We start from the raw sequence: 25,682 nt of genomic DNA, 5'->3' as shown, positions 1-25,682 counted from the left end.
CCCTAGGCAGTACGGGCCGGTGCGGCCACCAGCTTCTCCAAAGTGGCAATCGCACCCCTGCTGTGCAGTGAAGCCAGCGCGTTCCGGTAGGCGCTGCGGAACCGTTCATCGTCAATGACATCGCCGAAAAGCTCGCGGTCCGCGATGAAGGCGTCCAGGTCCTCCGGGCTACGCTGCGCGACTGCCGTCAGCTGTTCGGCCAAACGGTCGACGACGGTGATCGGCTCGCCGCTTTCATCCACACCTTCGGCGTAACGCGCCCAGCTGGCAACGATCGCGGCGGACAGCTCCACCGGCCGGCCCGCGGCCAGGTTCTCTCGGACTACAGGCATGAGCCACTTCGGGATGCGGTCCGAACTCTCGGCGCAGAGGCGCGCCACCGTGTCCGCCACGTACTCGTTGCTGAAACGATCGATCAGTTTGTGCTTGTATGCCTGCAGGTCGACGCCAGGGAGCGGGGACAGCGTGGGCGTGGCTTCTTCGTCCATGTAGCGCAGCAGAAACTTGGCGAACAGCGGGTTCCGGACAACATCGTGCACCGCGCGGTATCCGGCCAGGTGGCCGAAGTAGCACAGGCCCTGGTGGCTGGCGTTGAGCAGCCGCAGTTTCATCAGCTCGTACGGAACCACATCGTCCACGAGTTGCACGCCCGCGTCCTCGAAGGCCGGGCGGCCCGCGGCGAACTTGTCCTCCAGCACCCACTGGACGAAGTCCTCGCTGACCACCGGCCAGGCGTCGTTGATCCCATACTCCGTGAGGACATCGGTCCTGTCGGCATCGGTGGTGACCGGCGTGATCCGGTCCACCATCGAGTTCGGGAACGGCACGTTGGCCTCCAGCCAGGCCCCGAGCTCCGGATCGAGGGCCGTGGCAAACGCGGTGAACATCCGTTCCGCGACTTCGCCGTTGCCCTGGATGTTGTCGCAGCTCATCACCGTGAACGGGGCGATCCCGCGCTCGCGGCGCAGCCTGAGGCCGGCGCAGACCAGCCCAAAAGTGGTTTGCGGCCGCCCCGGGTTGGCCAGATCGGCCCGCACCTGCGGGTTGGCCAGATCGAATTCGCCCGTGACGGGATGGACGTTGTAGCCGCCCTCGGTGACGGTGAGCGAGACGATCCGGATGGCGGGGTCGGCCAGCCGTTCGACGGCGGCCTGCGGGTCATCCGGAGCGAACACGTAGTCGATGATCGAGCCGACGACGCGCACGTCGCGGCTGCCGTCCGGGTTCTTGACCACCAGGGTGTACAGCCCGTCGCTGGCCTTCAGGGCATCCCGCATCCTGGTGTCCGAGGGCATCACGCCCATGCCGCAGATTCCCCAGTCCAGGGCCTTGCCCTCGTTCATGAGCCGGTCCAAGTACATGGCCTGGTGGGCGCGGTGGAAGCCGCCCACGCCGAAATGGACGATGCCTGCGGTCACCGCGGAGCGGTCGTACGACGGCGTGGCGACCGTTTGGGGGACGTCCGGCAGGCTGCTGTTGCTGAGTTCCATGGTGCTCTCCTGGGAGGTGAATGGTGGTGGGTCAGTTGGTGGTGGCGGCCACGGGTTGGGGTGTGGTGGAGGCCTCCGCGGCCGTGGCGGGGACACCGCCGAAGCCGGGCTGCGTTCCGCGCAGGGCGGCGGCGAAGAGCCCGGCGAGGATGTAGAGGGCGGCGAAGAGGTACACCATGCCGGCCGCGCCCAGCGTCCCGTACAGGAGAGCCACGAGCAGCGGCCCGGCGAACACGGCGGCACCGATGCCCAGGTTGTACGAACTCATGGCCGCGCCCGGATGCTTCGGAGCCAGGGACACGGCGATGGCGGACAGTGGAACGAAGCCGGCCAGGCCGATGCCGAAGACGGCGCCGATCAGCAGGGTGAGCGGGTATGCGGCCGCCCAGCCCTGGCTCACCGCGTAGTCCGGCACAACATAGAGACCCAACATGGAAACGGCGCACACGAGTGCACCGCACCAGGTCACGGTGCGGCTCCAGCCGAGGCGGTCGCCGAGCCATCCGAAGAACAGGTTGCAGGGGATGTTCACCGCGTAGATCACGGTGGTCAGGATCAGGAACTGTCCCACGGACCACTGGAAGCGGTCAACGAACAGCGCCGGGAAGAAGATGGCCATGCCGTAGGTGGGGATCGAGTTGATCATGCGCGTGAGCATCACCATCAGGGCCCTGCGATCCATCACGAGCAACTTCAGGCCAAAGGTGAGCGTGGCCCAGACCTGATCGGAATTCTCCACCAGCGGGGAGCGGCCCGTTTTTTCCTTGACGCCGACGAGCGCCACGGCAGCGCCGGCGACCACCAGGACGAGGGAGATCCACAGGGTCTGGTAGTAGGAAAGGCCGAAGATTTCGAGGGAAACACTGGCCGTGGCGGCGCCGAGCGTAGGCAGGCCGGCACTGAAGGCCACGTAGAACCAGCCGATGGACATGGCCAGGCGCCTGGCATTGGCCGTGGCGCTGATCCAGACCAGGAATCCGTAAGCAAAGAACGGGTAGCCGAAGCCGCGGAGCCCATAACTGACGAAGATCAGGACCGTGTTGGAGCTGGCTGCCAAGGCAACGCCGAGGAACAGAACCTCGAACACGATCCAGATGGCCGCGCCGATGATCATGACCTTACGGGGACCCCACAGATCGGACAGCGCTGCGGAGAAGAAAGCTGCGATGGCAACAGCGATCCCGTAGACGGTGACCAGGGAGCCGGCCAAGGGGATCGAGAACCCGTGGGCGTCGGTCAGGTAGGGCGCCAGGATGTTGGTCTCGACGCCATCGCCGATCATGAACAGGGTCAGGCCAACGAACCCCCAGATCAGCGGCCGGGGGAGCCCCAGCCGATCAAAGAATGTGGCGGGTTTTGCGTCGGCGGCCTCCCGGGCCGGTGCATCAGATCTCATGTCGCTTCCTTGCGTCGCTAGCGAATCCGTGTGGTCAATCTAACAATAATTTCACAAAGATAACATAAATAATGTTAGAAGTGAGAAGTAATCAGCATGTTTGATTCACCTCGGGTTTGGATCTACCATCTGGAATGTGACTACCGAACAGCACGGTGTGGAATCCAGCGCCGGAACAGCCCTCCATGGTCTGCAGCCCGACGCGCGCCGCCATGCCTTGGCGCGGTTCGTGGAGGAGCGCGCCAGCGCCAAGTTGGAGGCAATGGCAGAGACCTTCGGCGTCAGCATCATGACCATCCACCGCGATCTGGACCAGCTGACCCGGGACGGAAGGCTGGAACGCATCCGCGGCGGTGCCAGGGCCATCCCGCGCCGGTTCGCTGAACGGGATGTCAGGCTCCGCCGCCACATGAATTCTGCCCAGAAGGACCTGCTGGCCCGGACCGCAGCCGGACTCATTCCCGGCGGCGCCATCGTCTGCCTCGACGACTCCACCACTGTCGGGGCCATGGGCCAGTACATCGCGGACCGTCAGCCGTCCACGGTGATCACGCACTCGCTGGGTCTCATGGGCGTCGTAGCCCAGCATCCGTCAATCGCGCTGGTGGGCCTGGGCGGCCAGTACTACTCCGAGACGGACAGTTTCCTGGGCACTGTGGTGGTGGACCAGGTTAAGCGCATCGCCGCGGACCTGGTGTTCGTCTCCACCACGGCTCTGAAGAACGGCGCTCTGTTCCATCCTGACGCCGAGGCCGCATTGACCAAGAAGGCCATTATCGAAGTGGCCGAGCGAAAGGTCCTGCTGGCCGACACCAGCAAGTTCGAATCCAACGGCCTCTACCACGTGGTTGACCTGGACATCTTTGACGACATCGTGGTCGCGGCGGACCTGCCTGCCTCACACCGGGCCCAGTTGGAGCGGCTGGGCCTGACAATCCATACCGCGCCTGCACTGTAATGCCCGGCACCGTCCGGACCGAGCGTCCCTTCATTCTTCAGGAGCTTCCTTGAGCCCCCAGTTCGTCCTTGGCATCGATTCGTCCACCCAGTCCTGCAAAGCCGCGCTGGTGGACGCCGAGACCGGTAAAGTCCACACCCTGCGCCGTGCCGCACACCCGGATGGCACCCAGGTGGATCCGGCGGCTTGGCAGGCGGCACTGGCCGCCTCCGCCGGCGAGCTGCTCCCGCAGGCCGACGCAGTCTCGGTGGCCGGACAACAGCACGGCATGGTGGCGCTCGATGCGGACCGCCGCGTGGTCCGGCCCGCCGTCCTCTGGAACGACACCTCATCCGCGCCGCAGGCGCGCCAGTTGGTCGACGAGTTCGGCGGGCCGCAGGCCTGCGCCGACGCCGTGGGCAGCGTCATGGTCGCCTCGCTGACCGCGTCAAAACTTCGTTGGCTCCGGGACGTCGAGCCCGAAAGCGCAGCACGCACCGAACATGTGCTGCTGCCGCATGACTACCTGACCTGGCAGTTGGGCGGACAGCGTGAAATGACAACCGACCACGGCGACGCCTCAGGCACAGGCTACTATTCGACGTCGGCACGTGAGTTTGTGCCGGAAATCGCCCGCCTGGCTCTGGGCCACGCTGTCGGCCTGCCCCGGGTAGCGGGCCCGAACGAAGTGGTCGGCGCTACTCGCGACGGCAAGGCCATCGCGGCCGGCACGGGGGACAACATGGCCGCAGCCCTTGGCCTCGGGCTTGGCCCCGGTGACGTCTGCGTGTCCATCGGCACCTCCGGTGTGGCCTCCGCCGTCGTTGACGCCAGCGTGCATGACGGCAGCGGGCTGGTATCGGGATTCGTCGACGCCACCGGGCGGAACCTGCCGCTGGCCTGCACCCTGAACGGCGCCCGCGTGCTCGAGTTCGGGGCACGCCTGCTGGGAGTGGACCACGCTGAATTCGCCAGGTTGGCCCTGTCCGCCCGGCCGGGCGCGGGCGGCGCCGTGATGCTGCCGTACCTGGACGGGGAGCGGACGCCCAACCGTCCGGAAGCAACCGGCACCATGCATGGACTGACCTCCGCAACGAACCGCGAGGATCTGGCACGCGCCGTCATCGAAGGCCTGCTGTGTTCGCTCCAGGATGCGGTCAAGGCACTGGAAACTGCCACCGGAGTGCCCACCCGGCGCATCCTGCTGATCGGCGGCGGATCACAGTCAGAGGCACTGCGCCGCATAGCACCGCAGGTCTTCGGTGTGGCAGTAAACGTCCCGGCGCCGGGGGAGTATGTGGCGCTTGGCGCGGCGCGCCAGGCTGCCTGGGCGCTCAGCGGAGCCGAGCAGCCCCCGCTGTGGCCCGGCGCAGACTCCACGGTCTTTGAAGACACACCCCGGCCCCAGGTCTACGAGCGCTATGCCGAACTCCGCGACCGGACAGAAAGCTGGGCAAGCCACTAGACTGTGCAGCACCGAGGGGAGTTCGATGAGGAACCTTATCCAGCCGCCGGCAGCTGGCAGTGAACTGCTAGCGGTGGCCCAGCGGCATGCCCTGGCCGCCCACGAGCAGCTGGACGCACGAGCCTTTCCGCTCGCGCCGGAACTCCCTGGCCTGCGCGAGCTCATCCGGGAATCCTGGCAACGGTCCGCCAAATTGCAGGCCAACCCGGACAACCCCGAAGCGCCCCTTGCCCTGGACACCGACGAACTCGAGGAATACCGGCGGCAGCATCCGCTGGCCAGCATCATGCCGGTGATCCACAAGCTCCTGGTCCAGCCCAGCCACGACAGCGGCCTGCTCGTTGCGGTGGGGGACGAGGTGGGCCGGCTGCTCTGGGTGGAGGGCGATCCGGCCCTGCAGCGCCGTGCCGAAGGCATGATGTTCGTGCCAGGCGCCGACTGGTCGGAGGCCACTGTGGGCACCAGCGCTCCAGGAACTGCCCTGGCACTGGGCCGCGGCATCCAGATTTCCGGGGCCGAGCACTACCAGCGGTCCGTGCACGCGTGGAGCTGCACCGCCGTCCCGTTCCACGATCCGGATTCCGGTGCCCTGCTGGGTGTTGTGGACATCACGGGCAAGGCCAGCGCGGTGGCGCCCCACACTCTGTCGCTCGTCGAGGCGACGGTCGCCGCCGCACAGGCGCAGCTCCGCGTAGAGCGATTGCAGTTGGCGGCAACCCTTGCCAGCCGGCCCGCCCGACGACGGAAGGCCGGTTCGGCGGCCATGCCGGGTTCGGCGCGGGCAGGGCGAGCGGGCGCCGGCGGTGTGAAGGAAGGCAGCCTCTACCGCAACAGCCTGCAGCTTCTGGGCCGCGACCAGGCGTTGCTCAGCATCGAAGGAAAAACGGTGGCGCTGTCCGCCCGGCACAGTGAGATCCTCGCCCTCCTCAGCATTCACCCGGACGGCCTGAGCGCCGACGAGATCTGTGTGCTGCTCTATCCGGGTGACGGGTCCGCCATGACGCTCCGCGCCGAAATGGTCCGGCTGCGCAAGATCCTGCACCAGCTCAACCCGGCCGCCGTCCCCGGCTCCCGGCCCTACAAACTCAGCATGGACCTGGTCCCGGACAGCGGCCAGGTGTTGAACTGCCTGCAGCGCGGTGCCCACCGGATTGCGCTCGAAATCTACCGGGGCGCGGTGCTGCCGCGGTCCGAGGCGCCGGGCATCATTGACCTGCGCGACAGGGTCTCCTCGCTCATGCGCGAAGCGGTGCTCACTGACGGCAGTGCCGAGACGCTGCTCAAGTATGCGGCCCTCCCGGAGGCAAAGGACGACGTCGACGTCCGGACTGCCGCCCTGAAGCTGCTGCCGCCGCGCTCGCCCAAACGGGCCGCCGTCGTCGCCGATCTTGAGCGGCTGGAAGCCGAACTGAGCGCCTGACCTGCTCCCTAACCTCGCAAGTCCGTTCCGGCTCCCAGCCCTCGCAAGCTCGGGCCGGGGCCTCGCCGGAGCGGCTCCACGGCCAGGGAACACGGAAGGCGTGGTCCCTGCTACAGCAACCTTTTCTGTGACCTGGCTCACGGGGTTGCAACCTAACTGCAACCTGCACCCTCGTACGCTGACTCCAACGGCGGCCGCAGGATAAGGCGGCGCCTCTTGCACAGCAAAGGAGCTAGCAATGACTGTTTACGCACAGCCCGGTACCGAGGGTTCGAAGGTCACGTTCAAGGACCGCTACGAGAACTGGATTGGCGGCGAGTGGGTAGCCCCCGTCAAGGGTCAGTACTTCGAGAACATCACCCCCGTCACCGGCAAGGTCTTCTGCGAGGTTGCCCGCGGCACCGCGGAGGACATCGAGCTCGCCTTGGACGCCGCTCACAAGGTCGCACCGTCCTGGGGCAAGACCTCCGTCACCGAGCGCGCCGCCATCCTGAACAAGATCGCCGACCGGATCGATGAAAACCTGGAGATGCTGGCCGTCGCCGAATCCTGGGACAACGGCAAGCCCATCCGCGAAACCCTCAACGCGGACATGCCGCTCGCCGCGGACCACTTCCGCTACTTCGCCTCCGCCGTCCGGGCCCAGGAAGGCCGGCTGTCGCAGCTCGACGACGACACTACCGCCTACCACTACCACGAGCCGCTCGGCGTCGTCGGCCAGATCATCCCGTGGAACTTCCCCATCCTGATGGCGGTCTGGAAGCTGGCCCCCGCGCTGGCGGCCGGCAACGCCGTGGTCCTGAAGCCGGCCGAGCAGACGCCGTCGTCCATCCTCGTCCTGATGGAACTCATCGGTGACCTCCTGCCCGCCGGCGTGCTGAACGTGGTCAACGGCTTCGGCGTCGAGGCGGGCAAACCGCTGGCCTCGAGCCCCCGCATCCGTAAGATCGCCTTCACGGGTGAAACCACCACCGGCCGGCTCATCAGCCAGTACGCCAGCCAGAACCTCATCCCGGTCACCCTGGAACTCGGGGGCAAGAGCCCCAACATCTTCTTCAACGATGTTGCCGCCGATACAAGCGACGCCTTCTACGACAAGGCACAGGAGGGCTTCGCGCTCTTCGCCTTCAACCAGGGCGAAGTCTGCACCTGCCCGTCCCGTGCCCTGGTCCAGGAGGACATCTACGACTCCTTCATGGCCGACGCCATCGCCCGGGTGGGGAAGATGATCCAGGGCAACCCGCTGGACACCGAAACGCAGGTGGGCGCGCAGGCCTCCAACGACCAGCTCGAGAAGATCCTCTCCTACATCGACATCGGCAAGCAGGAGGGCGCCAAGGTGCTCATCGGCGGCGGCCGCGCCGAGCTTCCCGGCGACCTGGCCGGCGGCTACTACGTCCAGCCCACCGTCTTCGAGGGCCACAACAAGATGCGGATCTTCCAGGAGGAGATCTTCGGCCCGGTGGTTTCGGTGACCAAGTTCAGCGACTACAACGACGCCATGGGCATCGCCAACGACACCCTCTACGGCCTCGGCGCCGGCGTCTGGTCCCGCAACGGCAACGTTGCGTACCGTGCAGGCCGCGAAATCCAGGCAGGCCGTGTCTGGGTCAACAACTACCACGCCTACCCGGCGGGTGCCGCCTTTGGCGGCTACAAATCCTCAGGCATCGGGCGTGAAAACCACTCCATGATGCTGGACCACTACCAGCAGACCAAGAACCTCCTGGTCAGCTACAACGAAAACAAGCTCGGCTTCTTCTAAGCCGGCTGGGGGCGGGTGGCCCCAGGGCCGCCCGCCATCCCCTCACCACCGCTACAACGACGCAAGGATTTCGCCAATGACGACGACAATGCAAGCAGCAGTAGTAACCGAGTTCGGCCAGGACATCCAGATCCAAAACCTTGCCATTCCCACCCCGGGGCCGGGGGAAGCCCTGGTCAAGGTGCTCACCACCGGGGTCTGCCACACGGACCTCCACGCGGCCGAGGGCGACTGGCCGGTCAAGCCGACGCCGCCGTTCATTCCCGGCCACGAGGGCGTGGGCGAAGTGGTGGCCCTGGGTGAGGGCGTCACGGACCTGGCCGTGGGCGACCTGGTCGGAAACGCCTGGCTCTGGTCCGCCTGCGGCGACTGCCAGTACTGCCGCACCGGCTGGGAAACCCTCTGTGAGGTGCAGAAGAACGCCGGCTACAGCGTGGACGGCTCGTTCGGCGAGTACATGCTGGTGGATTCGCGTTTCGCGGCGCGCATCCCGGCCGGCTCGGACCCCGTGGAGGTGGCACCGGTTCTTTGCGCAGGCGTCACGGTCTACAAGGGCCTGAAAATGACCGAGGCCAAACCTGGCCAGTGGGTCACCATCTCCGGCATCGGCGGCCTGGGGCACATCGCCGTCCAGTACGCGGTTGCCATGGGACTGCGGGTTGCCGCCGTGGACATCGCGGACGACAAGCTCGCGCTGGCGAAGTCCCATGGTGCCGAGCTGACGGTCAACGCCCTGCACGAAGATCCCGCGGAAGTCATCCAGCGTGAAACCGGAGGTTGCCATGGAGTCCTTGTCACCGCAGTGCACCCGTCCGCTTTCGGACAGGCGATCGGCATGGCGCGCAGGGGCGGGACGATTGTGTTCAACGGCCTGCCGCCGGGCGACTTCCCGGCACCGATCTTCGAGATTGTGCTCAAGGGCCTGACCGTCCGCGGTTCGATCGTCGGCACCCGGCAGGACCTGGAGGAAGCCCTGGAGTTCTACGCGCAGGGCAGGATCCATCCCACCGTTTCGGTGCGGGAACTCGGGGAAATCAACGCAGTCCTTGACGAAATGAAGCATGCGAAGATCGACGGCCGCGTGGTGCTGAGGTTCTGATGCCCAACAATCGGCTCGACGCCGCGGTGACGCTGCCGGGGGAGGATTTCTCCCGGGTGGCGCTCACCCCCGAGGCGGTGGTACTGCTGCGGAAACTTTGGCGCCAGCACGGGCCGCTGATGTTCCACCAGTCCGGTGGGTGCTGCGACGGATCATCACCCATGTGTTTCCCGGCCGGTGAGTTCATCACGGGCGATTCTGACGTGCTGCTGGGACTCTTCGATATCTCGGACGGGCTCAAGCCGGAGCCGCTGGAGTTCTGGATGTCCCGGGAGCAGTTCGAATACTGGAGCCATACGCATCTGACAGTGGATGTGGTGGCAGGCCGGGGGAGCGGCTTCTCGGTTGAGTCACCCGAAGGCAAACGTTTCCTGATCCGGTCCACCCTGATGGACTGGCCCGTCTAGCCAGTTCGACAGGAAAGCCCTCGAGGTCTCCGAAAAGGAGGCTCTCGAGGGCTTTCCTGCATTATCTTCGGCATCCATGCCGTCTCACGATGCGGAACAATTCCGACCGTCCAGTGGATGGACGGTAAAGTTGATAAGTCTGTTTCCTACACTATTCAAGATTGTGGAACCACTTATGAACCTTCTCCGGACCAAAACCATCGAGCAGTCGATCGCCGACGCCGACGAACCCGGACGCAAGCTCAAGCGGTCACTCAGTACCTGGGACCTGATGATCATGGGTGTCGCGGTAGCTGTCGGTGCCGGCATCTTCTCGGTGGGCGCCAAGGCTGCGGCCAACTTCGCCGGCCCGGCCGTGACGGTCTCCTTTGCCATTGCCGCCGTAACGTGCGCCCTCGCGATCATGTGCTACGCCGAGTTCGCCACCGCCATTCCCGTCGCCGGGTCAGCGTACGTCTTTACGTACGCCACCATGGGCGAGTTGCTCGCGTGGATCATCGGCTGGAACCTCATCCTGGAACTGTTCACCGCAGCGGCAGTTATTGCCAAGTACTGGGGCATCTACCTCAGCAAGGTCTTCGCGCTGATGGGAGCCGACGTGCCGCCGGCCCTCTCGATCGGCGGTGTGGACCTCTACTGGGGCGCTTTCCTGATTGTTGCGATCTTCACCGTCCTCCTGGTGCTGGGCACCAAGCTCTCGGCCCGCGTGGGCAACGTCTTCACACTGATCAAGATCGCCGTGGTGCTGTTTGTGATCGTGGTGGGCTTCACCTACGTGAAATTCGAGAACTACAGCCCGTTCGTCCCTGCTGCCGAGCCCACTGCCGGTGGCGCCGCTGACGTTCTCAAGCAGTCCTTCTTCGGTTTCCTCACCGGCGCTGCGCCGGCCCAGTACGGCACGCTCGGTGTCTTCGCCGGTGCTGCCCTGGTGTTCTTCGCCTTCATTGGCTTCGATGTAGTGGCTACCTCCGCGGAGGAAGTGAAGAACCCGCAGAAGACGCTGCCGCGCGGCATCTTCGGCGGCCTGGCCGTGGTGACCCTGCTCTACATCCTGGTGTCCCTTGCACTGACCGGCATGGTTTCCTACACCGACCTTGCGGCGGCAGAGAACCCCACCCTCACCACCGCGTTCGAAGCCGTCGGCAACACCACCGCTGCCAAGGTCATCGCGTTCGGCTCCCTGATCGGCCTCACCACTGTCATCATGGTGCTCCTGATGGGACTGTCCCGTGTGGTGCTGGCGATGAGCCGCGACGGCTTGCTGCCGCGGTCGCTGTCCAAAACCAGCGATAAGCGTTCGACGCCGGTCCGTCTCCAGATCATCTGCGGCGCCGCCGTGGCCCTCGTGGCCGGCCTGACCAACGTGGACCTGCTCGAAGAGATGATCAACATCGGCACTCTGTCCGCGTTTGTGATGGTCAGCCTGGGCATCCTGGTGCTGCGCAAGAAGCGCCCCGACCTGAAGCCGTCCTTCCGGGTGCCGTTCGGCAAGGTCCTGCCGGTGGTTTCCGCCGTGCTGTGCCTGTACCTGATGACAAACCTGGCCGTGGAAACCTGGATGTTCTTCGCCGGCTGGTTGGTCATCGGCATCATCATCTACTTCGCTTACGGCCAGAGGCACTCCCGCCTGAACGAAAAGTTCGCCGCGGCAAAGTCTGCGGTGGACGGCGCCCCTGAAAAGGAACTCGCGTCCCGCCTGTAGCCGCTTCGGACGCCTTGCACGAAGCTCTTTCCCGGTAGTTCCTACGGAATCCCTCGGTAATGGAGGCATCCGGTCCCTCACGGGATCGGATGCCTCTTTCATATGGTTCGGCATCGACGACGCCACGGAACGGGCAGTGCGGGGACGGCTGTAGTGCGCGAGCCAGGCTGTCACGGTGCGGCGTGCCGCCCCACCCAGTCAACAAGGGGCCGTAGCTGTTCCCATAGCGTGGCGATCTCCTGGACGGCCGCCGGTGACGAGACCCACTCCGGCTGGCCCAGGTCGGTGCCGGCTGAGAGCGACTTGTGCTTGAGCAGTTCCGCCCGGGGATGCGCCCGGTCGTAACCGCGCGGCACAGTCTTCAGTTTCTCGCCCTCCACCGAAAAGCCCGCGGCAGCTACGCCGTCCACGATGTGCCGCAGCGATTCACCGGTGCCCGATGCGTCGACCGAATTCCGGAACCTGGCCAGCTGCGCCGGGGTATGGGAGTGGTAGCCGCCTCCCACCAGCAGTCCGTCCGCGCTCACCTGGAGGTAGAAACCCACACCCTCCTGGGCAGAAGCGAAGGCGCCCTGGGCGGTTTTGTAGGGTGACTTGTCCTGGGAGAACCTGACGTCCCGGTTGGGCCGGAAGATCTTCGCAGGACCGAACCGTGGTTCCAGTTCAGCCAGGAGGGCGATGAGCGGATCCCGGACCAGGCTGGTGTAGCTGTCCTTGTGCTCCTGCCACCACTCCCGGTTGTTGTTGTCCTCAAGCTCGGCGTAGAACGCGAATGCCCCTGCGGGGATGCCCTGAAATGTACTCATGCAGTGATCCTAGGCAGGGGACCGGGCTCCAGCCAGAGCGGGCCGTGTCTATGTGGAAAGCGTCATTTTCATCCCCGCGCCTGCGAAGAACCGCGACCCTGTCCACCATGCGGTCGCTTACGTATCATGAGGATAACAATGGGCCGATCTGGTTGACCCTTCAACGTCCAGTCACTGAGACTTGCCTTGAACGTCTGTTCGGACTGCGAACAGAGTTGGCTTGGGGGCGCCTCACTCCCAATGCAAATCACAAAGGAGTGAACATGAAACGTCGTAGCGTTATTGCGGTACTCGCCGCAGCATCCGTCCTGGGCTTGTCAGCCTGCGGGTCCGGTTCACCGAGTTCCACCGGCGGCGGCAGCGCATCCGCTGGCGCAACCGGGGGCGGCGATCTGACGAAGGTCAGCGTAGGTGTCATCCCGATCGTCGACTGCGCACCGATCTATCTGGGCGATAAGCAGGGGTTCTTCAAGGACGAGGGCCTGCAGTTGGACATCCAGACAGCCACCGGCGGCGCAGCAATCGTCCCGGGCGTGGTCAGCGGCAGCTTTGACTTCGCGTTCTCCAACCTCATCTCGGTCATGGTGGCCAAGGACAAAGGCCTGGACCTGAAGTTTGTCGCCAACGGAGTGTCCACTACCGGTGAAAAGGGGAACGACGTCGGCGGAGTCGTGGTCCCGGCCGGCTCGAGTGTCCAGTCCGCGAAAGACCTCGCCGGCAAGACCGTCTCGGTAAACAACCTCTCCAATATCGGCGACACCACCATCAAGTCCGTCATCGAAAAGGACGGCGGCGATCCCGGCAGCTTGAAGTTCGTTGAGGTGGCCTTCCCGGACGCCCCGGCCGCCCTGGCCAACAAGCAGGTGGACGCAGCGTGGATCCTGGAGCCCTTCCTTTCCAAGGCCGTGTCCGAAGGGGGCAAGATCGTCTCCTCGAACTTCGTTGAAATGAGCCCGGAACTGGACATTGCCGGATACTTCACGAAGACGGACACCGTCAAGGGCAAGGCCGAGCTGACGGCGAAGTTCACCCGTGCCATGAACAAATCCCTCGAGTACGCCCAGGCGCACCCGCAGGAAGTACGGGACATCGTGGGGACCTACACCAAAATCGATGAAGCCACCCGCGCCAAGATGATCCTGCCGCGCTACCGCGTGGAATTCAACAAGGATGCGTTCAAGACCCTCGGCGACGCCGCAGCCAAGTACGGCACGCTGACCAAGGCTCCGAACGCAGGCGACCTCCTCCCGTGAGTGCCGACGCTCTAACCTCCGGCGGTCCCGTCTCCAGTGCGGGACGGGACCGCCGGCAGGTCCGCAAGTTTCCGGTAAAACAGGTGCTTGGCCTGGCCGGGATCCTAGGATTCCTGGGCACGTGGGAGCTCATTCCGCGGCTGGGCATCATCAATGAACGCTTTCTCCCGCCGGCCAGCGAGGTTATTGTGGCGCTGGTGCGGGACTTCGGCCTGACAGCCTTCTGGATCGCAGTGGTTGAAACCATGACCGCCTGGTTCCTGGGCCTGGTCATCGCCGTCGCCCTGGCGGTGCTGCTGGGCTTTGTCATCGGCTCCAGCGACTTCCTGCGCAAGGCCACGAACTCCACAGTGGAGTTTCTGCGCCCCATCCCGTCCGTGGCCCTCATTCCGCTGGCGGTGCTGCTCTTCGGTGTGAAAATCGAATCGTCGCTCATGCTGATTACCTATGCCGCCTTCTGGCAGGTCCTGATCCAGGTCCTCTACGGTGTGGCCGACATCGACATGGTCGCCAACAACACGGCCAAGACGTACGGACTGGGCCGGATGGCGCGGATCCGCTACGTCGTTTTCCCCACGGCCCTGCCCTACCTGATGACAGGGGTCCGCCTGGCCGCCACAGTGGCACTGGTCCTGGCCATCACGGCCGAACTGGTGATCGGTTCTCCGGGCCTCGGCCGGGAAATCGCGCTGGCCCAGTCCGGCGGCGCCATCTCGGGCATGTATGCCCTGGTGCTGGCCACCGGCCTGATTGGAGTACTGATCAACGCGGTGATGCGGTTCATCGAGAAGAAGACCCTGTCCTGGCACTCCTCCGTCCGTTCCGAGGTGATCGTATGAAACCCCTGAAGACCCTCGGATACGTATTGGCGCTGCCGGTCCTGCTGGTCCTGCTTTGGTGGGCCTCAACCCTCGGCGCGGTGAACTTCTTCGTCCCCACCCCGGCCACACTCGTCGCCAAGTTCGGCGAGGTCTGGTTCGGCCCACGATTCTTCAGCGACGTGCTGCCCAGCCTTGGACGGCTCCTGGTGGGCGTGGTCGCGGCAATCATCATCGGCGTCGTCGGCGGCGTCCTGATCGGCTCGGTCAAATGGCTCCGGGCGCTGTTGGAACCCACTCTGGAATTCTTCCGTGCGATCCCGCCGCCTGTGCTGGTCCCCGTTCTGATCCTGCTGATGGGCATTACGGACTCCATGAAGGTCGCAGTGATCATTTCCGGCTGTGTCTGGCCGGTCCTGCTGAACACCATCGAAGGCGTCCGGGCCGTGGACGGAGTGCTCTCTGATTCGGCGCACACCTACGGCATCGACGGCTGGGCCCGTGTCCGGTACCTGGTGCTGCCTTCGGCCAGCCCGCAGATCATGGCCGGCGTGCGCCAGTCACTGTCCCTCGGGCTGATCCTGATGGTCATCTCCGAAATGTTCGCCTCGTCCTCGGGGCTTGGCTTTACCATCGTCCAGTTCCAGCGGTCCTTCGCCATTCCGGAAATGTGGTCCGGCATTGTGGTGCTCGGTCTGCTGGGTGTGGCCATGTCGTTCATCTTCCAGTGGGCCGAGCGGAACATCCTGCGCTGGTACCACGGCCAGAAAGAGGTAGAAAATGCAGCCTGACGCAACCCCGTCCCCGTCCGGGAAGACTCTGCCGGAGGCGATGCTTTCGGTCCGCGGGCTGAAGAAGGTGTACCAGACCGACGGCGGCGACATCGAGGCGGTGCGCAACCTGACTTTCGACCTGCGCGCCGGCGAGCTGGCCTGCCTCGTGGGTCCCTCCGGCTCCGGCAAGACGACGCTCCTGAAGTGCATCTCCGGACTGATGGCCCCCACCGAGGGTGAGGTGCTCCTGGACGGCAAACGCGTCTCGGGCCCGCCGAAGAAGATGGCCGTGGTGTTCCAGGAGTACGGCCGGTCGCTGTTCCCCTGGATGCGCGTCAGGGAAAACGTGGAGCTGCCGCTGAAGAACCAGGGTGTGGCCAAGGCCGAACGAGACCGGCTCGTGGACGAGGCCCTCGAGGCCGTGGGCCTGGCCCACGTCCCGCGCTCCTACCCGTGGCAGCTGTCCGGCGGCATGCAGCAGCGCGTGGCAATCGCCCGGGCCATCGCGTATCAGCCCGAAGTGCTGCTGATGGACGAGCCGTTTGCCGCTGTGGACGCGCAGACCCGCGCGGATTTGGAGGACTTGATCCGCACGATCTGGAAGAAGTTCGGGGTGACAGTGCTCTTCGTGACCCACGACATCGACGAATCCGTCTACCTCGGCGAACGCGTCATCATCCTGTCTTCCTCGCCCACCGTGGTGCAGGAGGACATCGTGATCGACCTCCCGGTGGACCGCGATCAGTTGGAGACCCGGTCGCTGCCACGCTTCACGGAACTCCGCCACCACGTCTACGAACAGATCCAGCTCGCCAAGAAGGGCCACCGCCCCGCGGCCGCAGGCACGGTTTCGGCAGCCACCACCCAGGCCGCGCCCGCCAGCCGTACGGACGTGGCGTAGCTACCGGACAAAACGGGTAGCTGCACCAAGCGGCCCGGCATCACCGCACGAAGCCAAACCCCAGCGAAGCAAAACACCCCGCCACGGATAATCCGTGGCGGGGTGTTCAGGTTCTCCGAAGGACCGAATCAGCCGATCTTGTTGGCTGCCTCAGCGTCGGAGGCGGGGCCTGCAACCGAAGCGACGCCCAGGTTGGCACGCAGCTTCGCGCCCAGTTCGGCGTCCACGTTGGTCCAGTACTGGATGGCGCGTTCCTTGATGCCGGGGCTCTTCACGCCGCCCACGGCACCGGTGATGGTGTCCAGCAGGCGGGCCTTGGCGCCGTCGTCGAACACCTCGCGGTACAGCGTGCCGGCCTGGACGAAGTCGCCGTCTTCGGCGTGCAGGGAGTGCGCGGAGATCGTGAGCTCGCCGTCGTTCTCCCAGCCGCCGGCCGGGTTCTGCGGCTCAACAGCGGCGGGGCCACCCACGGAGTTCGGTGCGTACACCGGAACCGACGGGGCGTTGAAGTGGTAACGCCCGGCGCCGTCCTGGCTGTAGTTGTTGACCTGGCTCTTGGGCAGGTTCACCGGCAGCTGGGCGTGGTTGGTGCCCACGCGGTAACGGTGCGCATCGGCGTAGGAGAAGATGCGGGCCTGCAGCATCTTGTCCGGCGAAGCGGCAATGCCCGGCACGAAGTTCGACGGCGCGAAGGTGGCCTGCTCGATCTGCGCGAAGTAGTTCTCCGGGTTCTTGTTCAGCTCCATGGTGCCCACGTGGATCAGCGGGTAGTCAGCGTGCGGCCACACCTTGGTGAGGTCGAACGGGTTGAAGCGGTAGGTCTTGGCGTCTTCGTACGGCATGACCTGGACGTGCAGTTCCCAGGACGGGAAGTTGCCCTCGGCGATGTTTTCCTGCAGGTCGCGGATGTAGAAGTCCGCGTCCGAGCCGGCCAGTTCTTCGGCCTGATCGCCGGTCATGGCCTTGACGCCCTGGTTGGACTTGAAGTGGTACTTGACCCAGAAGCGCTGGCCCTCGGCGTTGATCCACTGGTAGGTGTGTGAGCCGTAGCCCTGCATTTCCCGCCAGGAAGCCGGCAGGCCGCGGTCGCCCATCAGCCAGGTGACCTGGTGTGCGGATTCGGGGGACAGGGTCCAGAAGTCCCACTGCATGTCGGCGTCACGCAGGTGGGTGCCCGGGAGGCGCTTCTGCGAGTGGATGAAGTCCGGGAACTTGATGCCGTCACGGATGAAGAAGACGGGGGTGTTGTTGCCCACGAGGTCGTAGTTGCCCTCGGTGGTGTAGAACTTGACGGCGAAGCCGCGGGGATCGCGCCAGGTGTCGGGGGAGCCGCTTTCGCCGGCGACCGAGGAGAAACGGATCAGCATGTCCGTCTCCACACCCGGCTGCAGGAATGCTGCCTTGGTGTACTTGGAGACGTCCGAGGTGGTCTTGAACGTACCGAAGGCGCCGCCGCCCTTGGCATGCACCACACGCTCCGGCACACGCTCGCGGTTGAACTGCGCGAGCTTTTCGATCAGGTAGTGGTCCGTCAGGATGATGGCACCGTCGGCACCAACTGACTGGGAGTGCGCGTCGGACGTGACGGGGGCACCTGACTGGGTCGTTGAAATGGCAGTCATTGTTCTCCTATTTCTCGGTTACTTGGGTACGTTCAGAAGGAAGTTGTTGGGACTGCTGGCAGTCCTGGCAGATGCCCTGGTACATCACGTCGGCGATCTGGATGGTCATGGGCTTGGCGTTCTCATCCCAGTGCGGGGTGAGGCAGGGCGCATGCCCGACGGCGCATTCCACGTCCTCCACGAGCCCGCAGCTGATGCAGATGGCGTGGTGGTGGTTGTCGCCCACGCGGGTCTCGTACAGGGCGGGGGAGTGCGGCGGCTCGAAGCGGCGCAGCATATGCAGGTCGGTGAGGTCGCCCAGGACAACGTAGACGGACTGTGCGGTGAGTTCGGGAAGCTCAGCCCGCGCTGCAGCCAGGATGCTCTCCGCCGGTGAATGCGGGTGGTGTTCGACGGCGGCAAGCACGGCCAGCCGCTGCTTGGTCACGCGGCGGCCGTGGGACCGCAGGGCAGCAGCCCATGCATCATGGCCGCCAGAGTGTTCCGTCATGCTTCTATTGAAGCACTTATTATGAGTTCATCACAATAAGGCTTGGCTAACTTTGGGTATCGAGAGGAACTCCTGCAGCGGGTTTACGGACTCGCCGGCCGAGCGGCCCAAGGCGTGGACTTCGAGCGGTCCGGCACCGGGATCCGGCACCACGCAGCTCAGGCCCGTGACCCCGGGGCAATCGGTCAGTTCCTGCACGGCGGCCGCCAAAGCCAGCAGGTGCCCGGGCGTCAGCGCATGATACGACGCCTCAGACAGCGACGCCGGGCACAGAACAGTATGGTGCCGCCCCGCCTTAGCCTCAGGAGCTTTCATCAGTATCTCCGGGAGGGCGCCACCCAGCGGGTCAGGCTCCGCCAGATGGCAGTTCGCGGCAGTGCCAGAGCCCGGCATTGCCTCGAACTGCCATCTCGCGCCTGCGGCGCGCTCCACAGCCGCGCGGCGCAGGGCGGCGCGCAGGCCGTCGTCGAAGTTTACGAGCTCCTCCGGTGCCACGGGCACCCGGCGCTGGGCGGGAAGCAGCAGCTGTTCGCCCGGGGTGACCGTCTCGCCGTCCCAGCGCCCGAACAGGTGGAACGTGGGCGTGGAGGACTCCACCTCCGGCTCGCCGATGGCCGCACCAAGGGGGTGCCACTGGTGCGCAAACAACACCGTGCAGCGGGTGGCCCCGAGCACGTCCGCAAGTGCCTGCCGGGCGGCGTCATGGCACAGGAGCCAGTCGGCTGCGGAGCCGGGATCGAAGGCAACGGCGGGGTTGCTGAGCCGGATGATTAGGTGCCCTGCGGTCAGCGCGGTGCGGGGCCGGGCAACCTCCCAGATCTCTGATGCGTAAAGAAGCCGCCTGGACAGACTCATGAGCTACTCCTTTCGCCAGCCTGAGAATACCAAGCGTGCGGGACATCCGGACCTGACAGTCACCATTAGGGTTGCGGGGTGGGGAAATTATTGGCAGACATCACACCGCTGCGTGAGAGCCCTCCCTTCCGCCGCCTGTGGCTCGGCTCTGCGGTGGCAGCCGTGGGCAGCCAACTGACGCTGGTGGCCGTCAGCCTTGAGGTCTACCGGCTCACGCAGGACAGTTTCTATGTGGGACTGCTCAGCGTCTTCGCGCTGGTGCCGCTGGTGTTCGGTGGGCTGCTGGGCGGGTCCATCGCCGATTCCCACAACCGCCGCACGGTGGCGCTGCTGGCCAGCTCGGTCCTGTGGCTGACCACCGGGCTGATTGCCCTCCAGTCCTGGCTGCAGCTTGGAAACGTCTGGATCCTCTACCTCCTGGTGGCTCTCCAGAGCGGCGCCCAGGCCATCAACCAGCCGGCGCGCAGTGCCATCATCCCCACGCTGATCCGCAAGGAACTGCTTCCCGCAGCCAACGCGCTCAACATGATCACGTTCGGTCTGGCCATGACGATAGGGCCGCTGCTGGCCGGTCTCCTGGTGGCGTGGGTGGGCTTCGGCTGGACGTACACCATCGACTTCATATGCTTCGTGTTTGTCCTGTGGGCCGTGTTCCGGCTGCCGTCCATGCCGCCCGGCGGAACTGCCGGCCGGGCGGGGATCCGGTCCGTGGTTGAAGGGTTCCGTTTCCTGGGCACCCGGCCCAACCTGCGGATGACGTTCATCATCGACCTCGTGGCCATGATCCTGGCCCAGCCGCGGGCGCTGATGCCGGCCATCGGCGCGCTGATGATCGGCGGCGGCGAAGCAACGGTGGGCATCCTGCTGGCCTCCACCGCGGTAGGCGCCTTCCTGGCCGGGCTTTTCTCCGGACCCCTGGGCCGGGTCCGGTGGCAGGGGAGCGCGGTGGTGTGGTCCGTCATGGGCTGGGGTGCCTCCATTGCCGGCTTCGGGGTGGTGGTGCTCCTGGCGGGCCGGACGGACGACGGCGGCGCCACCCTTTGGCTGTTGCCTGCGGCCGTGTGCTGTGCCCTGGCCGGGATCGCAGACTCCATCAGTGCCGTCTTCCGCAACACCATCCTGCAGGCAGCCGCGCCGGACCACCTGCGGGGACGGCTCCAAGGGGTCTTCATCGTGGTGGTGGCCGGTGGCCCCCGCGTGGGCGACCTGCTGGCGGGCGGCGGGACTAAGATTTTGAGTGAGGGCTGGGTCCTGCTTTTGGGTGGGGCGTTGTGCGTGCTGGTGGCCTGGCTGGTCTCACGGCTGCAGCCGGGCTTTCGGAAGTACGATGCCCATGACCCGGTGCCTTAAGCCCTGTTGTGTTGGGGTGACGTGGAGGAGTGGACGTGCACAGGCATTACAACGGACTGAAGACTGCAGCGCTCTTCGGGGTGCTCTGGGCGGTGCTTCTGGGGCTGGGCGGCCTGATCGGGCTCAGCACCCGCAGCTCGGCGCCCATCGTGATCATGGCGCTGGTGGGAGTGGCCACCACGGCCTACGGCTACTGGAACAGCGACAAGATCGCCATCCGCTCGATGGCGGCCTACCCCGTCACGGAGGCGCAGGCGCCGCAGCTGTACCAGATCGTCAGGGAACTCTCCGTCCGGGCCAACCAGCCCATGCCGCGCATTTACCTTTCGCCCACGATGAACCCCAACGCCTTCGCCACAGGCCGGAATCCCAAAAACGCCGCCGTCTGCTGTACCGAAGGGATCCTGCAGCTGCTCGATGCCCGTGAGCTCCGTGGCGTCCTGGGGCACGAGCTGATGCACGTGTACAACCGGGACATCCTCACGTCGTCGGTGGCCGCGGCGGTGGCCGGAGTCATCACCTCGGTGGGCCAGATGCTGCTCTTCTTCGGCGGCGACCGGCGCAACTCCAACCCGCTGGCCATGCTGGCCATGGCGCTCCTGGCGCCCTTCGCGGCCTCCCTGATCCAGCTCGCCATCTCCCGGACCAGGGAGTACGACGCCGACGAGGACGGATCGCAGCTCACCGGCGATCCGCTGGCGCTCGCCTCAGCCCTGCGCAAGATCGAGCAGGGAGTGCGGATTGTGCCGCTCCCGCAGGATCAGAAGCTGGTCAACACCTCGCACCTGATGATCGCCAACCCGTTCCGCGGCGGCGCCATGACCAAGCTGTTCGCCACGCATCCTCCCATGGGGGAGCGGATCACCCGGCTGGAACGGATGGCGGGACGGCCGCTTAACTGACGCCTGCTGGTTAAGCCAGGCGCCGCCGTCGTCCGCGGACGTTGCCCCTCGACACGCAAAGTACCCGTCGCGACGCGCAAAGTACCCCTCGACGCGCAAAAAGGCCGGCGCTCCCCATATTTCGGGCGCGCCAGCCTTTTTGCGTGTCGGTATGTTCTTTGCGCGTCGAAAACGACGGCACGACTAGCTGCGGAAGTTCACGAACTGCAGGTCGGCTTCGTCGAAGTCCTTCAGCAGCGCCATGACGGCCTGAAGGTCATCGCGGGACTTGGAGGAGACGCGGAGTTCATCGCCTTGGATCTGGGATTTGACGCCCTTGGGGCCCTCGTCCCGGATCTTCTTGTTGATCTTCTTCGCCAGGTCCTGCTCGATGCCCTCCTTGATGGAAGCCTCCAACCGGAATTCCTTGCCGGAGGGGAAGGGCTCGCCGGTGTCCAGGGACTTCAGCGAGATGCCGCGGCGGATCAGCTTGGACTGAAGCACGTCCAGCACAGCGAGGACCCGCTCCTCGGAGTTGGCCTTCATCAGGATCTTCTCGCCGCTGAAGTCAACCTCGGCGCCCACACCCTTGAAGTCGTAGCGCTGGGTCAGTTCCTTTTGCGCCTGGTTCAGCGCGTTGGCCACTTCCTGCTTGTCCACTTTGCTTACGACGTCGAACGTTGACTCGCCTGCCATGACTCTCCTTGTGCTGATGGTTGCCCTCGCATTGGCTCTGGAGGGCGTTGATCTCTGCATTCCAGCCTAATACGGATCGGCTCTGACGCTACTGAGGAGCCATCACGGATCGATTCACAGTTCCCTCATAGCGGACGCCCGGCGGGAACGAAGCCCGGCAGGGGAGAGTTGAACGAGTTGGAAGAAGCACGAAAGGGAAGCAATGCAAAACAACGCCGTCCGTTACGTCACCCGATCAACCGCCGCTGCCGCCGGGGCAGTTGCCACCGCAGCCACCTCCGTCGCGGCAGCCGCCCTGGCAGGTTCCATCATTTTCAGCCCCGTCCCGGATGCGTCCGCCCGCATGGACGGCGTCAGCGAAGACCTCCGGCGGGCAGTCCAGCTGAACCAAATCACCGAGGAGCAGGCACTGAAGTTCGAGGCGAAGCTGGCCGGTCGCATTCTCGGCGAAGCCTGATTTCCCGGTTTTCCCGCGGAACCGCGCGGGTTTTCGAGTCCGTTTCGATGGCGAAGCGGCTCGATTCGATTCTTCGGCAGAAGTTCTGTAAAGTTGTCTTGCCCGCGGTTACTGGAAGCGGAACGGCCCGGAAACGGACGTTCTGCAGACTGCAGCCGGGGGTGATCTTCTTTTGAAGTTCGGCAGATTACCCGAGCGGCCAAAGGGGGCTGACTGTAAATCAGCTGGCAACGCCTACGGGGGTTCGAATCCCTCATCTGCCACCCATGGAAAAGCCTCCGGAACCACCAGGTTCCGGAGGCTTTTTCGTGCCCTGGGAGCAGGTCCGGCCGGCCACGGTGCACCCGGGCCTGCTCCGGTGCTTCCGGCCGGTTCGGGCCGGTCCGGTACTCCCCGCCTGCCGGTCTACTCCCCGCGGCGTTACCGGGGGACTAGACCGTAAGCCGGGGAAATGCTGCGCGGGAAGCTGCACAAAACCGCCGTCGACAGGTGCTCCGGGCCGGGCGTAGGCTGGCATCATCGGCGCATGTGCCCCGATGCCCTGCGTCGATACTCAATCGATGAAGGAGGACCAATGAGTGTTGTACGCGAATTCATGACGACGGATGCCCGGTGTATCAAGGAAGACCAGACGCTCGAGGACGCCGCGCGGATGATGTTGGACCTGGATTGCGGATCCTTGCCGATTTGTGGCGATGACGGCAAATTGAGGGGCATGATCACCGACCGCGACATTGTGCTCAAGTGTGTCGCTGCCGGCCGCAGTCCCCGCGAGATGATGGCCCGCGAGCTCGCTTCCGGCAAACCCCACTGGGTTGACGCCGATGCAAGTGTTGACACAGCCATCGAGGTTATGGAACGGCACCAGGTCCGGCGGCTCCCGGTCATTGCCGACCACAAACTCGTTGGCATCATCAGCCAGGGTGACATTGCACGCAACTACAGCGAGGACCGCGTGGGCGCACTGGTAGAGCACATTTCCGAACGCCACCAGACGTCGGCCTAGCGAATCGCTTCGCCAACGAATTCCAACACAGCTTTGTTCGCGGCTCCTTACCTTGAAGGTTCGGAACCGCGAACAAGCTTAAGAACTCAGTTCAGGGCGATCAGCAGCATCTGGTTGGTGCCGGGGATGCACGTCTGCAGGATCGCCCGGGGGAATCCGCCGAATACCCGGATAACGTCGTTCGTGGTGCCCGGATTAGGTACCTGGCCCCGTGCCGTCGCCGTGAACGTGCCGTAACCGGGAATGCTGACGGTTTCACCCACGCCGATGCCGGAGAAGCGCCCCCAGCCGCCACAGAAATCGTGCTCCGTGATGAAGAGCGAATACCCGTCATTTGGCGTGTAATGGATCGGCCCGATGCAGGCGTCAACCATGGACTGTCCACCGGCGCCCGCCACATAGATGGTCCGGACAGCCGGGGCGGCCGGTACCACGGGAGCCGCCGCCGGGGCCGGAGCCGCAGCCGGTGCGGGCCCAGCGGCAGCCTGTACCGGAGCGGCGGCCTGTGCGGGTGCGGGAGCTGAAACCGCGACGGCGGGACCGGTCAGTTTCAGCGTCTGGCCTGGAACGATGACGCTGTAGCCACCGAGTCCGTTGGCGGCCAGCATTGCGTTCATGTCCACCCCGTGCTGGGCCGCGATCCCACCCACGGTGTCACCGGGGACCACTGTGTACAGGTTCGGGTCGGGTGCCGGCGGAGGTTCAGGAGCCGGTGGGGCCGGTGTCTCGGCCGGCGCGGCAGCTGCCGCTGGAACCGAAGCAGGGTCGACGGCAGCCGCTTCAGCCGCCGCGGTGGAGGGCTCCTCCTGAGGCGCGGGGACAAGCGGCTCGGCAGCCCCTTGAGCCGGTGCGTCCGCCGTCGTGATTGCTCCCGCCGCGGATGGTGCCCCGGGCGTGGTCGCGGCGGGTCCTGTCAACGCGGCAATGCTGACAGAGGCGACCACTACCGCGCTCGCCATGCCCGCCCACAGCTTGGTGTTCACCGGTTTGCGGCCTGGTACGAGATCGACCCTTGGGACGTCTGTTTCGAAGTTTCGGCGGGGAGTTTCGGAGTTGTTTACGGTCGACTGGTTCATAGGTGGCCCATCAAGGGTCGGCCCGGCAACAGGTTCCGTGGCTGTGCCACCAAACCGAATGCAGGACGGAGCAACGTGTGATGCGCTGCGCGGTCCCGGCCTGTGGCCGGCACCCCTCAGCGCACGATGGGAGGCCCCCGCCTACGAAAAATACGGGTGCTCCGCAATGAAGCGGCATCACCCACCCCAGCATTGGAGGATGCGCCGGCAACTTTGTTCGGCCCTAGGAACTCCGAGTCTAGGAAGCCGCTGCCGACGGGACACGAGTAGGCGCTACCCTATTATTTCCGCGGCCTACTTGGCCCGGCCTGAGTTTCCTACTCAACGCCCTTCCCGCTGGTACTCGCTCCCGGAGCGCGCTGGAACTCCTCGCAAGGGCCGTGGCAACCACCCCGGAACGCGGAATTTGCCCCCATGTTACCCGCGGGTAACATGGGGGCATGCACCTGCTTCTGCGCACCCTCCTGATGCTGTTCACGTCCACCCGCCGCCCGGCGCTGACCATCTGGGACACGTCGACCGTGCCGCTGCGGGTCCTCCCCACCGACATCGACATCGCCATGCACGTCAACAACGGCATGTACTTTTCCCTCATGGACCTGGGCCGGTTCGACCTCATGGTCCGCAGCGGCGTGTGGAAGAAGATGCGCCGGCGCCGCTGGAGCCCGGTGGCGGCGGGGGAGACCATCGCGTTCCGGAAGTCGCTGCAGCTGTGGCAGCAGTACACCATTGAAACGAAGATCATCGGCCTGGACGCCAAAGCCATCTATTTCGAGCAGCGCATGGTGGCCGACGGCGAGATTTACGCGCGTGCCTACATCGCCACCCGCCTGGTCAGCAAAGGCAAACCTGTCAGCCAGGAAGAGATACTGCGCGAATTCGGCCACCCGCCGGCGGACCTGGTGCTGCCGGACTGGATCCACGAATGGCGTGAGACGAATGCGCTGCCTGGCAGCCGTACCCCTGCGCCGCATCTGTGGGACGCCACGGTCTGACTACCCCGGCCACGGGGCGGCG

General features: G+C 65.2%; 24 protein-coding genes and 1 tRNA gene. 17 read left to right on the top strand and 8 right to left on the bottom strand.

Annotated elements, in window-relative coordinates; all coding sequences use genetic code 11:
• Nucleotides 1–2: 2 nt before the first annotated feature.
• Nucleotides 3–1,490: a mannitol dehydrogenase family protein gene (locus IAQ70_RS00915; protein ID WP_190987418.1), complete on the bottom strand. Its 1,488-nt coding sequence runs from the start codon at nucleotides 1,488–1,490 to the stop codon at nucleotides 3–5.
• A gap of 31 nt (nucleotides 1,491–1,521) precedes the next feature.
• On the bottom strand, nucleotides 1,522–2,886 hold the full coding sequence (locus IAQ70_RS00910) for an MFS transporter (RefSeq protein WP_223858580.1): 1,365 nt from the start codon (nucleotides 2,884–2,886) through the stop codon (nucleotides 1,522–1,524).
• A gap of 136 nt (nucleotides 2,887–3,022) precedes the next feature.
• Here IAQ70_RS00910 and IAQ70_RS00905 point away from each other — a divergent pair, with 136 nt between their 5' ends.
• From IAQ70_RS00905 to IAQ70_RS00875, 7 genes are all read left to right on the top strand, one after another.
• The gene (locus tag IAQ70_RS00905) at nucleotides 3,023–3,844 is read left to right on the top strand and encodes a DeoR/GlpR family DNA-binding transcription regulator (RefSeq protein WP_190987417.1); all 822 of its coding nucleotides are present in this window, start codon (nucleotides 3,023–3,025) and stop codon (nucleotides 3,842–3,844) included.
• Between the two features lie 49 nt (nucleotides 3,845–3,893).
• Nucleotides 3,894–5,288: a xylulokinase gene (xylB, locus tag IAQ70_RS00900; protein ID WP_190987416.1), complete on the top strand. Its 1,395-nt coding sequence runs from the start codon at nucleotides 3,894–3,896 to the stop codon at nucleotides 5,286–5,288.
• A 25-nt stretch (nucleotides 5,289–5,313) separates the two neighbouring features.
• A complete protein-coding gene (locus IAQ70_RS00895; protein ID WP_190987415.1) occupies nucleotides 5,314–6,708 on the top strand; it encodes a helix-turn-helix domain-containing protein in 1,395 nt (464 codons plus the stop codon).
• Between the two features lie 238 nt (nucleotides 6,709–6,946).
• Nucleotides 6,947–8,473 carry an acetaldehyde dehydrogenase ExaC gene (exaC, locus tag IAQ70_RS00890; protein ID WP_190987414.1) on the top strand — a complete coding sequence of 509 codons (1,527 nt, stop codon included), beginning with the start codon at nucleotides 6,947–6,949 and terminating at the stop codon, nucleotides 8,471–8,473.
• Between the two features lie 76 nt (nucleotides 8,474–8,549).
• Entirely contained in the window at nucleotides 8,550–9,572 is a 1,023-nt protein-coding gene (adhP, locus tag IAQ70_RS00885; protein WP_190987413.1) for an alcohol dehydrogenase AdhP, read from the top strand.
• Nucleotides 9,572–9,979: a DUF779 domain-containing protein gene (locus IAQ70_RS00880; RefSeq protein ID WP_190987412.1), complete on the top strand. Its 408-nt coding sequence runs from the start codon at nucleotides 9,572–9,574 to the stop codon at nucleotides 9,977–9,979. Before adhP ends, IAQ70_RS00880 begins: the two co-directional genes overlap by 1 nt.
• A gap of 175 nt (nucleotides 9,980–10,154) precedes the next feature.
• Nucleotides 10,155–11,681: an amino acid permease gene (locus tag IAQ70_RS00875; RefSeq protein ID WP_190987411.1), complete on the top strand. Its 1,527-nt coding sequence runs from the start codon at nucleotides 10,155–10,157 to the stop codon at nucleotides 11,679–11,681.
• Nucleotides 11,682–11,851: 170 nt separating this feature from the next.
• Here the strand turns inward: IAQ70_RS00875 and IAQ70_RS00870 are convergent, their stop codons facing one another.
• Nucleotides 11,852–12,487, bottom strand: a complete 636-nt coding sequence (locus IAQ70_RS00870; RefSeq protein ID WP_190987410.1) for a DUF2461 domain-containing protein — start codon at nucleotides 12,485–12,487, stop codon at nucleotides 11,852–11,854.
• A 263-nt stretch (nucleotides 12,488–12,750) separates the two neighbouring features.
• Between IAQ70_RS00870 and IAQ70_RS00865 the strand changes: the two genes are divergently transcribed.
• The 4 genes from IAQ70_RS00865 (at nucleotide 12,751) to IAQ70_RS00850 (ending at nucleotide 16,232) form a co-directional block, all read left to right on the top strand.
• A complete protein-coding gene (locus IAQ70_RS00865) occupies nucleotides 12,751–13,740 on the top strand; it encodes an ABC transporter substrate-binding protein (protein ID WP_190987409.1) in 990 nt (329 codons plus the stop codon).
• 83 nt (nucleotides 13,741–13,823) lie between these two features.
• Nucleotides 13,824–14,579: an ABC transporter permease gene (locus tag IAQ70_RS00860; RefSeq protein WP_317983557.1), complete on the top strand. Its 756-nt coding sequence runs from the start codon at nucleotides 13,824–13,826 to the stop codon at nucleotides 14,577–14,579.
• Nucleotides 14,576–15,349 carry an ABC transporter permease gene (locus IAQ70_RS00855; RefSeq protein WP_190987407.1) on the top strand — a complete coding sequence of 258 codons (774 nt, stop codon included), beginning with the start codon at nucleotides 14,576–14,578 and terminating at the stop codon, nucleotides 15,347–15,349. The genes IAQ70_RS00860 and IAQ70_RS00855 overlap by 4 nt, the downstream gene beginning before the upstream one ends.
• Nucleotides 15,339–16,232: an ABC transporter ATP-binding protein gene (locus IAQ70_RS00850; protein ID WP_190987406.1), complete on the top strand. Its 894-nt coding sequence runs from the start codon at nucleotides 15,339–15,341 to the stop codon at nucleotides 16,230–16,232. The genes IAQ70_RS00855 and IAQ70_RS00850 overlap by 11 nt, the downstream gene beginning before the upstream one ends.
• A gap of 128 nt (nucleotides 16,233–16,360) precedes the next feature.
• On the opposite strand, the gene IAQ70_RS00845 is transcribed toward IAQ70_RS00850, so the two are convergent.
• Genes IAQ70_RS00845 through IAQ70_RS00835 form a run of 3 tightly spaced genes read right to left on the bottom strand, consistent with a single transcriptional unit; the run spans nucleotide 16,361 to nucleotide 19,199 of the window.
• Nucleotides 16,361–17,854 (bottom strand): catalase, encoded by a 1,494-nt coding sequence (locus tag IAQ70_RS00845; protein WP_190987405.1) that lies wholly within the window; start codon nucleotides 17,852–17,854, stop codon nucleotides 16,361–16,363.
• A 7-nt stretch (nucleotides 17,855–17,861) separates the two neighbouring features.
• Entirely contained in the window at nucleotides 17,862–18,344 is a 483-nt protein-coding gene (locus IAQ70_RS00840; protein WP_190987404.1) for a Fur family transcriptional regulator, read from the bottom strand.
• A 30-nt stretch (nucleotides 18,345–18,374) separates the two neighbouring features.
• Nucleotides 18,375–19,199 carry a hypothetical protein gene (locus tag IAQ70_RS00835; RefSeq protein WP_190987403.1) on the bottom strand — a complete coding sequence of 275 codons (825 nt, stop codon included), beginning with the start codon at nucleotides 19,197–19,199 and terminating at the stop codon, nucleotides 18,375–18,377.
• Nucleotides 19,200–19,277: 78 nt separating this feature from the next.
• Between IAQ70_RS00835 and IAQ70_RS00830 the strand changes: the two genes are divergently transcribed.
• Entirely contained in the window at nucleotides 19,278–20,549 is a 1,272-nt protein-coding gene (locus IAQ70_RS00830) for an MFS transporter (protein WP_190987402.1), read from the top strand.
• 35 nt (nucleotides 20,550–20,584) lie between these two features.
• Nucleotides 20,585–21,451 carry a zinc metalloprotease HtpX gene (gene htpX / locus IAQ70_RS00825; RefSeq protein WP_190987401.1) on the top strand — a complete coding sequence of 289 codons (867 nt, stop codon included), beginning with the start codon at nucleotides 20,585–20,587 and terminating at the stop codon, nucleotides 21,449–21,451.
• Between the two features lie 183 nt (nucleotides 21,452–21,634).
• On the opposite strand, the gene IAQ70_RS00820 is transcribed toward htpX, so the two are convergent.
• Nucleotides 21,635–22,126 carry a YajQ family cyclic di-GMP-binding protein gene (locus tag IAQ70_RS00820; RefSeq protein ID WP_190987400.1) on the bottom strand — a complete coding sequence of 164 codons (492 nt, stop codon included), beginning with the start codon at nucleotides 22,124–22,126 and terminating at the stop codon, nucleotides 21,635–21,637.
• Between the two features lie 202 nt (nucleotides 22,127–22,328).
• Between IAQ70_RS00820 and IAQ70_RS00815 the strand changes: the two genes are divergently transcribed.
• The 3 genes from IAQ70_RS00815 (at nucleotide 22,329) to IAQ70_RS00805 (ending at nucleotide 23,589) form a co-directional block, all read left to right on the top strand.
• A complete protein-coding gene (locus IAQ70_RS00815; protein ID WP_190987399.1) occupies nucleotides 22,329–22,583 on the top strand; it encodes a hypothetical protein in 255 nt (84 codons plus the stop codon).
• Between the two features lie 181 nt (nucleotides 22,584–22,764).
• Nucleotides 22,765–22,846, top strand: a tRNA-Tyr gene (locus IAQ70_RS00810).
• Between the two features lie 311 nt (nucleotides 22,847–23,157).
• The gene (locus IAQ70_RS00805; RefSeq protein ID WP_190987398.1) at nucleotides 23,158–23,589 is read left to right on the top strand and encodes a CBS domain-containing protein; all 432 of its coding nucleotides are present in this window, start codon (nucleotides 23,158–23,160) and stop codon (nucleotides 23,587–23,589) included.
• A gap of 86 nt (nucleotides 23,590–23,675) precedes the next feature.
• Here the strand turns inward: IAQ70_RS00805 and IAQ70_RS00800 are convergent, their stop codons facing one another.
• Nucleotides 23,676–24,665 carry a LysM peptidoglycan-binding domain-containing protein gene (locus IAQ70_RS00800; RefSeq protein ID WP_190987397.1) on the bottom strand — a complete coding sequence of 330 codons (990 nt, stop codon included), beginning with the start codon at nucleotides 24,663–24,665 and terminating at the stop codon, nucleotides 23,676–23,678.
• A gap of 440 nt (nucleotides 24,666–25,105) precedes the next feature.
• Between IAQ70_RS00800 and IAQ70_RS00795 the strand changes: the two genes are divergently transcribed.
• Entirely contained in the window at nucleotides 25,106–25,660 is a 555-nt protein-coding gene (locus IAQ70_RS00795) for an acyl-CoA thioesterase (RefSeq protein ID WP_190987396.1), read from the top strand.
• Nucleotides 25,661–25,682: the final 22 nt, after the last annotated feature.

It is taken from the genome of Pseudarthrobacter sulfonivorans (assembly GCF_014712225.1).
GTDB classification, from domain to species: domain Bacteria; phylum Actinomycetota; class Actinomycetes; order Actinomycetales; family Micrococcaceae; genus Arthrobacter; species Arthrobacter sulfonivorans.
Note: the sequence above shows the minus strand (reverse complement) of the source record. Positions and strands in the feature narration are given on the sequence as shown.

Bases quoted from the DNA above. Each gene is read 5' to 3' on its own strand.
- IAQ70_RS00875 (WP_190987411.1), top strand. From the start codon at position 10,155: ATGAACCTTCTCCGGACCAAAACCATCGAGCAGTCGATCGCCGACGCC.
- IAQ70_RS00820 (WP_190987400.1), bottom strand. From the start codon at position 22,126: ATGGCAGGCGAGTCAACGTTCGACGTCGTAAGCAAAGTGGACAAGCAG.
- IAQ70_RS00815 (WP_190987399.1), top strand. From the start codon at position 22,329: ATGCAAAACAACGCCGTCCGTTACGTCACCCGATCAACCGCCGCTGCC.
- IAQ70_RS00805 (WP_190987398.1), top strand. From the start codon at position 23,158: ATGAGTGTTGTACGCGAATTCATGACGACGGATGCCCGGTGTATCAAG.
- IAQ70_RS00915 (WP_190987418.1), bottom strand. From the start codon at position 1,490: ATGGAACTCAGCAACAGCAGCCTGCCGGACGTCCCCCAAACGGTCGCC.
- IAQ70_RS00835 (WP_190987403.1), bottom strand. From the start codon at position 19,199: ATGAGTCTGTCCAGGCGGCTTCTTTACGCATCAGAGATCTGGGAGGTT.
- IAQ70_RS00855 (WP_190987407.1), top strand. From the start codon at position 14,576: ATGAAACCCCTGAAGACCCTCGGATACGTATTGGCGCTGCCGGTCCTG.
- IAQ70_RS00910 (WP_223858580.1), bottom strand. From the start codon at position 2,886: ATGAGATCTGATGCACCGGCCCGGGAGGCCGCCGACGCAAAACCCGCC.
- IAQ70_RS00845 (WP_190987405.1), bottom strand. From the start codon at position 17,854: ATGACTGCCATTTCAACGACCCAGTCAGGTGCCCCCGTCACGTCCGAC.
- IAQ70_RS00840 (WP_190987404.1), bottom strand. From the start codon at position 18,344: ATGACGGAACACTCTGGCGGCCATGATGCATGGGCTGCTGCCCTGCGG.
- IAQ70_RS00880 (WP_190987412.1), top strand. From the start codon at position 9,572: ATGCCCAACAATCGGCTCGACGCCGCGGTGACGCTGCCGGGGGAGGAT.
- IAQ70_RS00850 (WP_190987406.1), top strand. From the start codon at position 15,339: ATGCAGCCTGACGCAACCCCGTCCCCGTCCGGGAAGACTCTGCCGGAG.
- exaC (WP_190987414.1), top strand. From the start codon at position 6,947: ATGACTGTTTACGCACAGCCCGGTACCGAGGGTTCGAAGGTCACGTTC.
- adhP (WP_190987413.1), top strand. From the start codon at position 8,550: ATGACGACGACAATGCAAGCAGCAGTAGTAACCGAGTTCGGCCAGGAC.
- IAQ70_RS00895 (WP_190987415.1), top strand. From the start codon at position 5,314: ATGAGGAACCTTATCCAGCCGCCGGCAGCTGGCAGTGAACTGCTAGCG.
- IAQ70_RS00865 (WP_190987409.1), top strand. From the start codon at position 12,751: ATGAAACGTCGTAGCGTTATTGCGGTACTCGCCGCAGCATCCGTCCTG.
- IAQ70_RS00795 (WP_190987396.1), top strand. From the start codon at position 25,106: ATGCACCTGCTTCTGCGCACCCTCCTGATGCTGTTCACGTCCACCCGC.
- IAQ70_RS00870 (WP_190987410.1), bottom strand. From the start codon at position 12,487: ATGAGTACATTTCAGGGCATCCCCGCAGGGGCATTCGCGTTCTACGCC.
- IAQ70_RS00800 (WP_190987397.1), bottom strand. From the start codon at position 24,665: ATGAACCAGTCGACCGTAAACAACTCCGAAACTCCCCGCCGAAACTTC.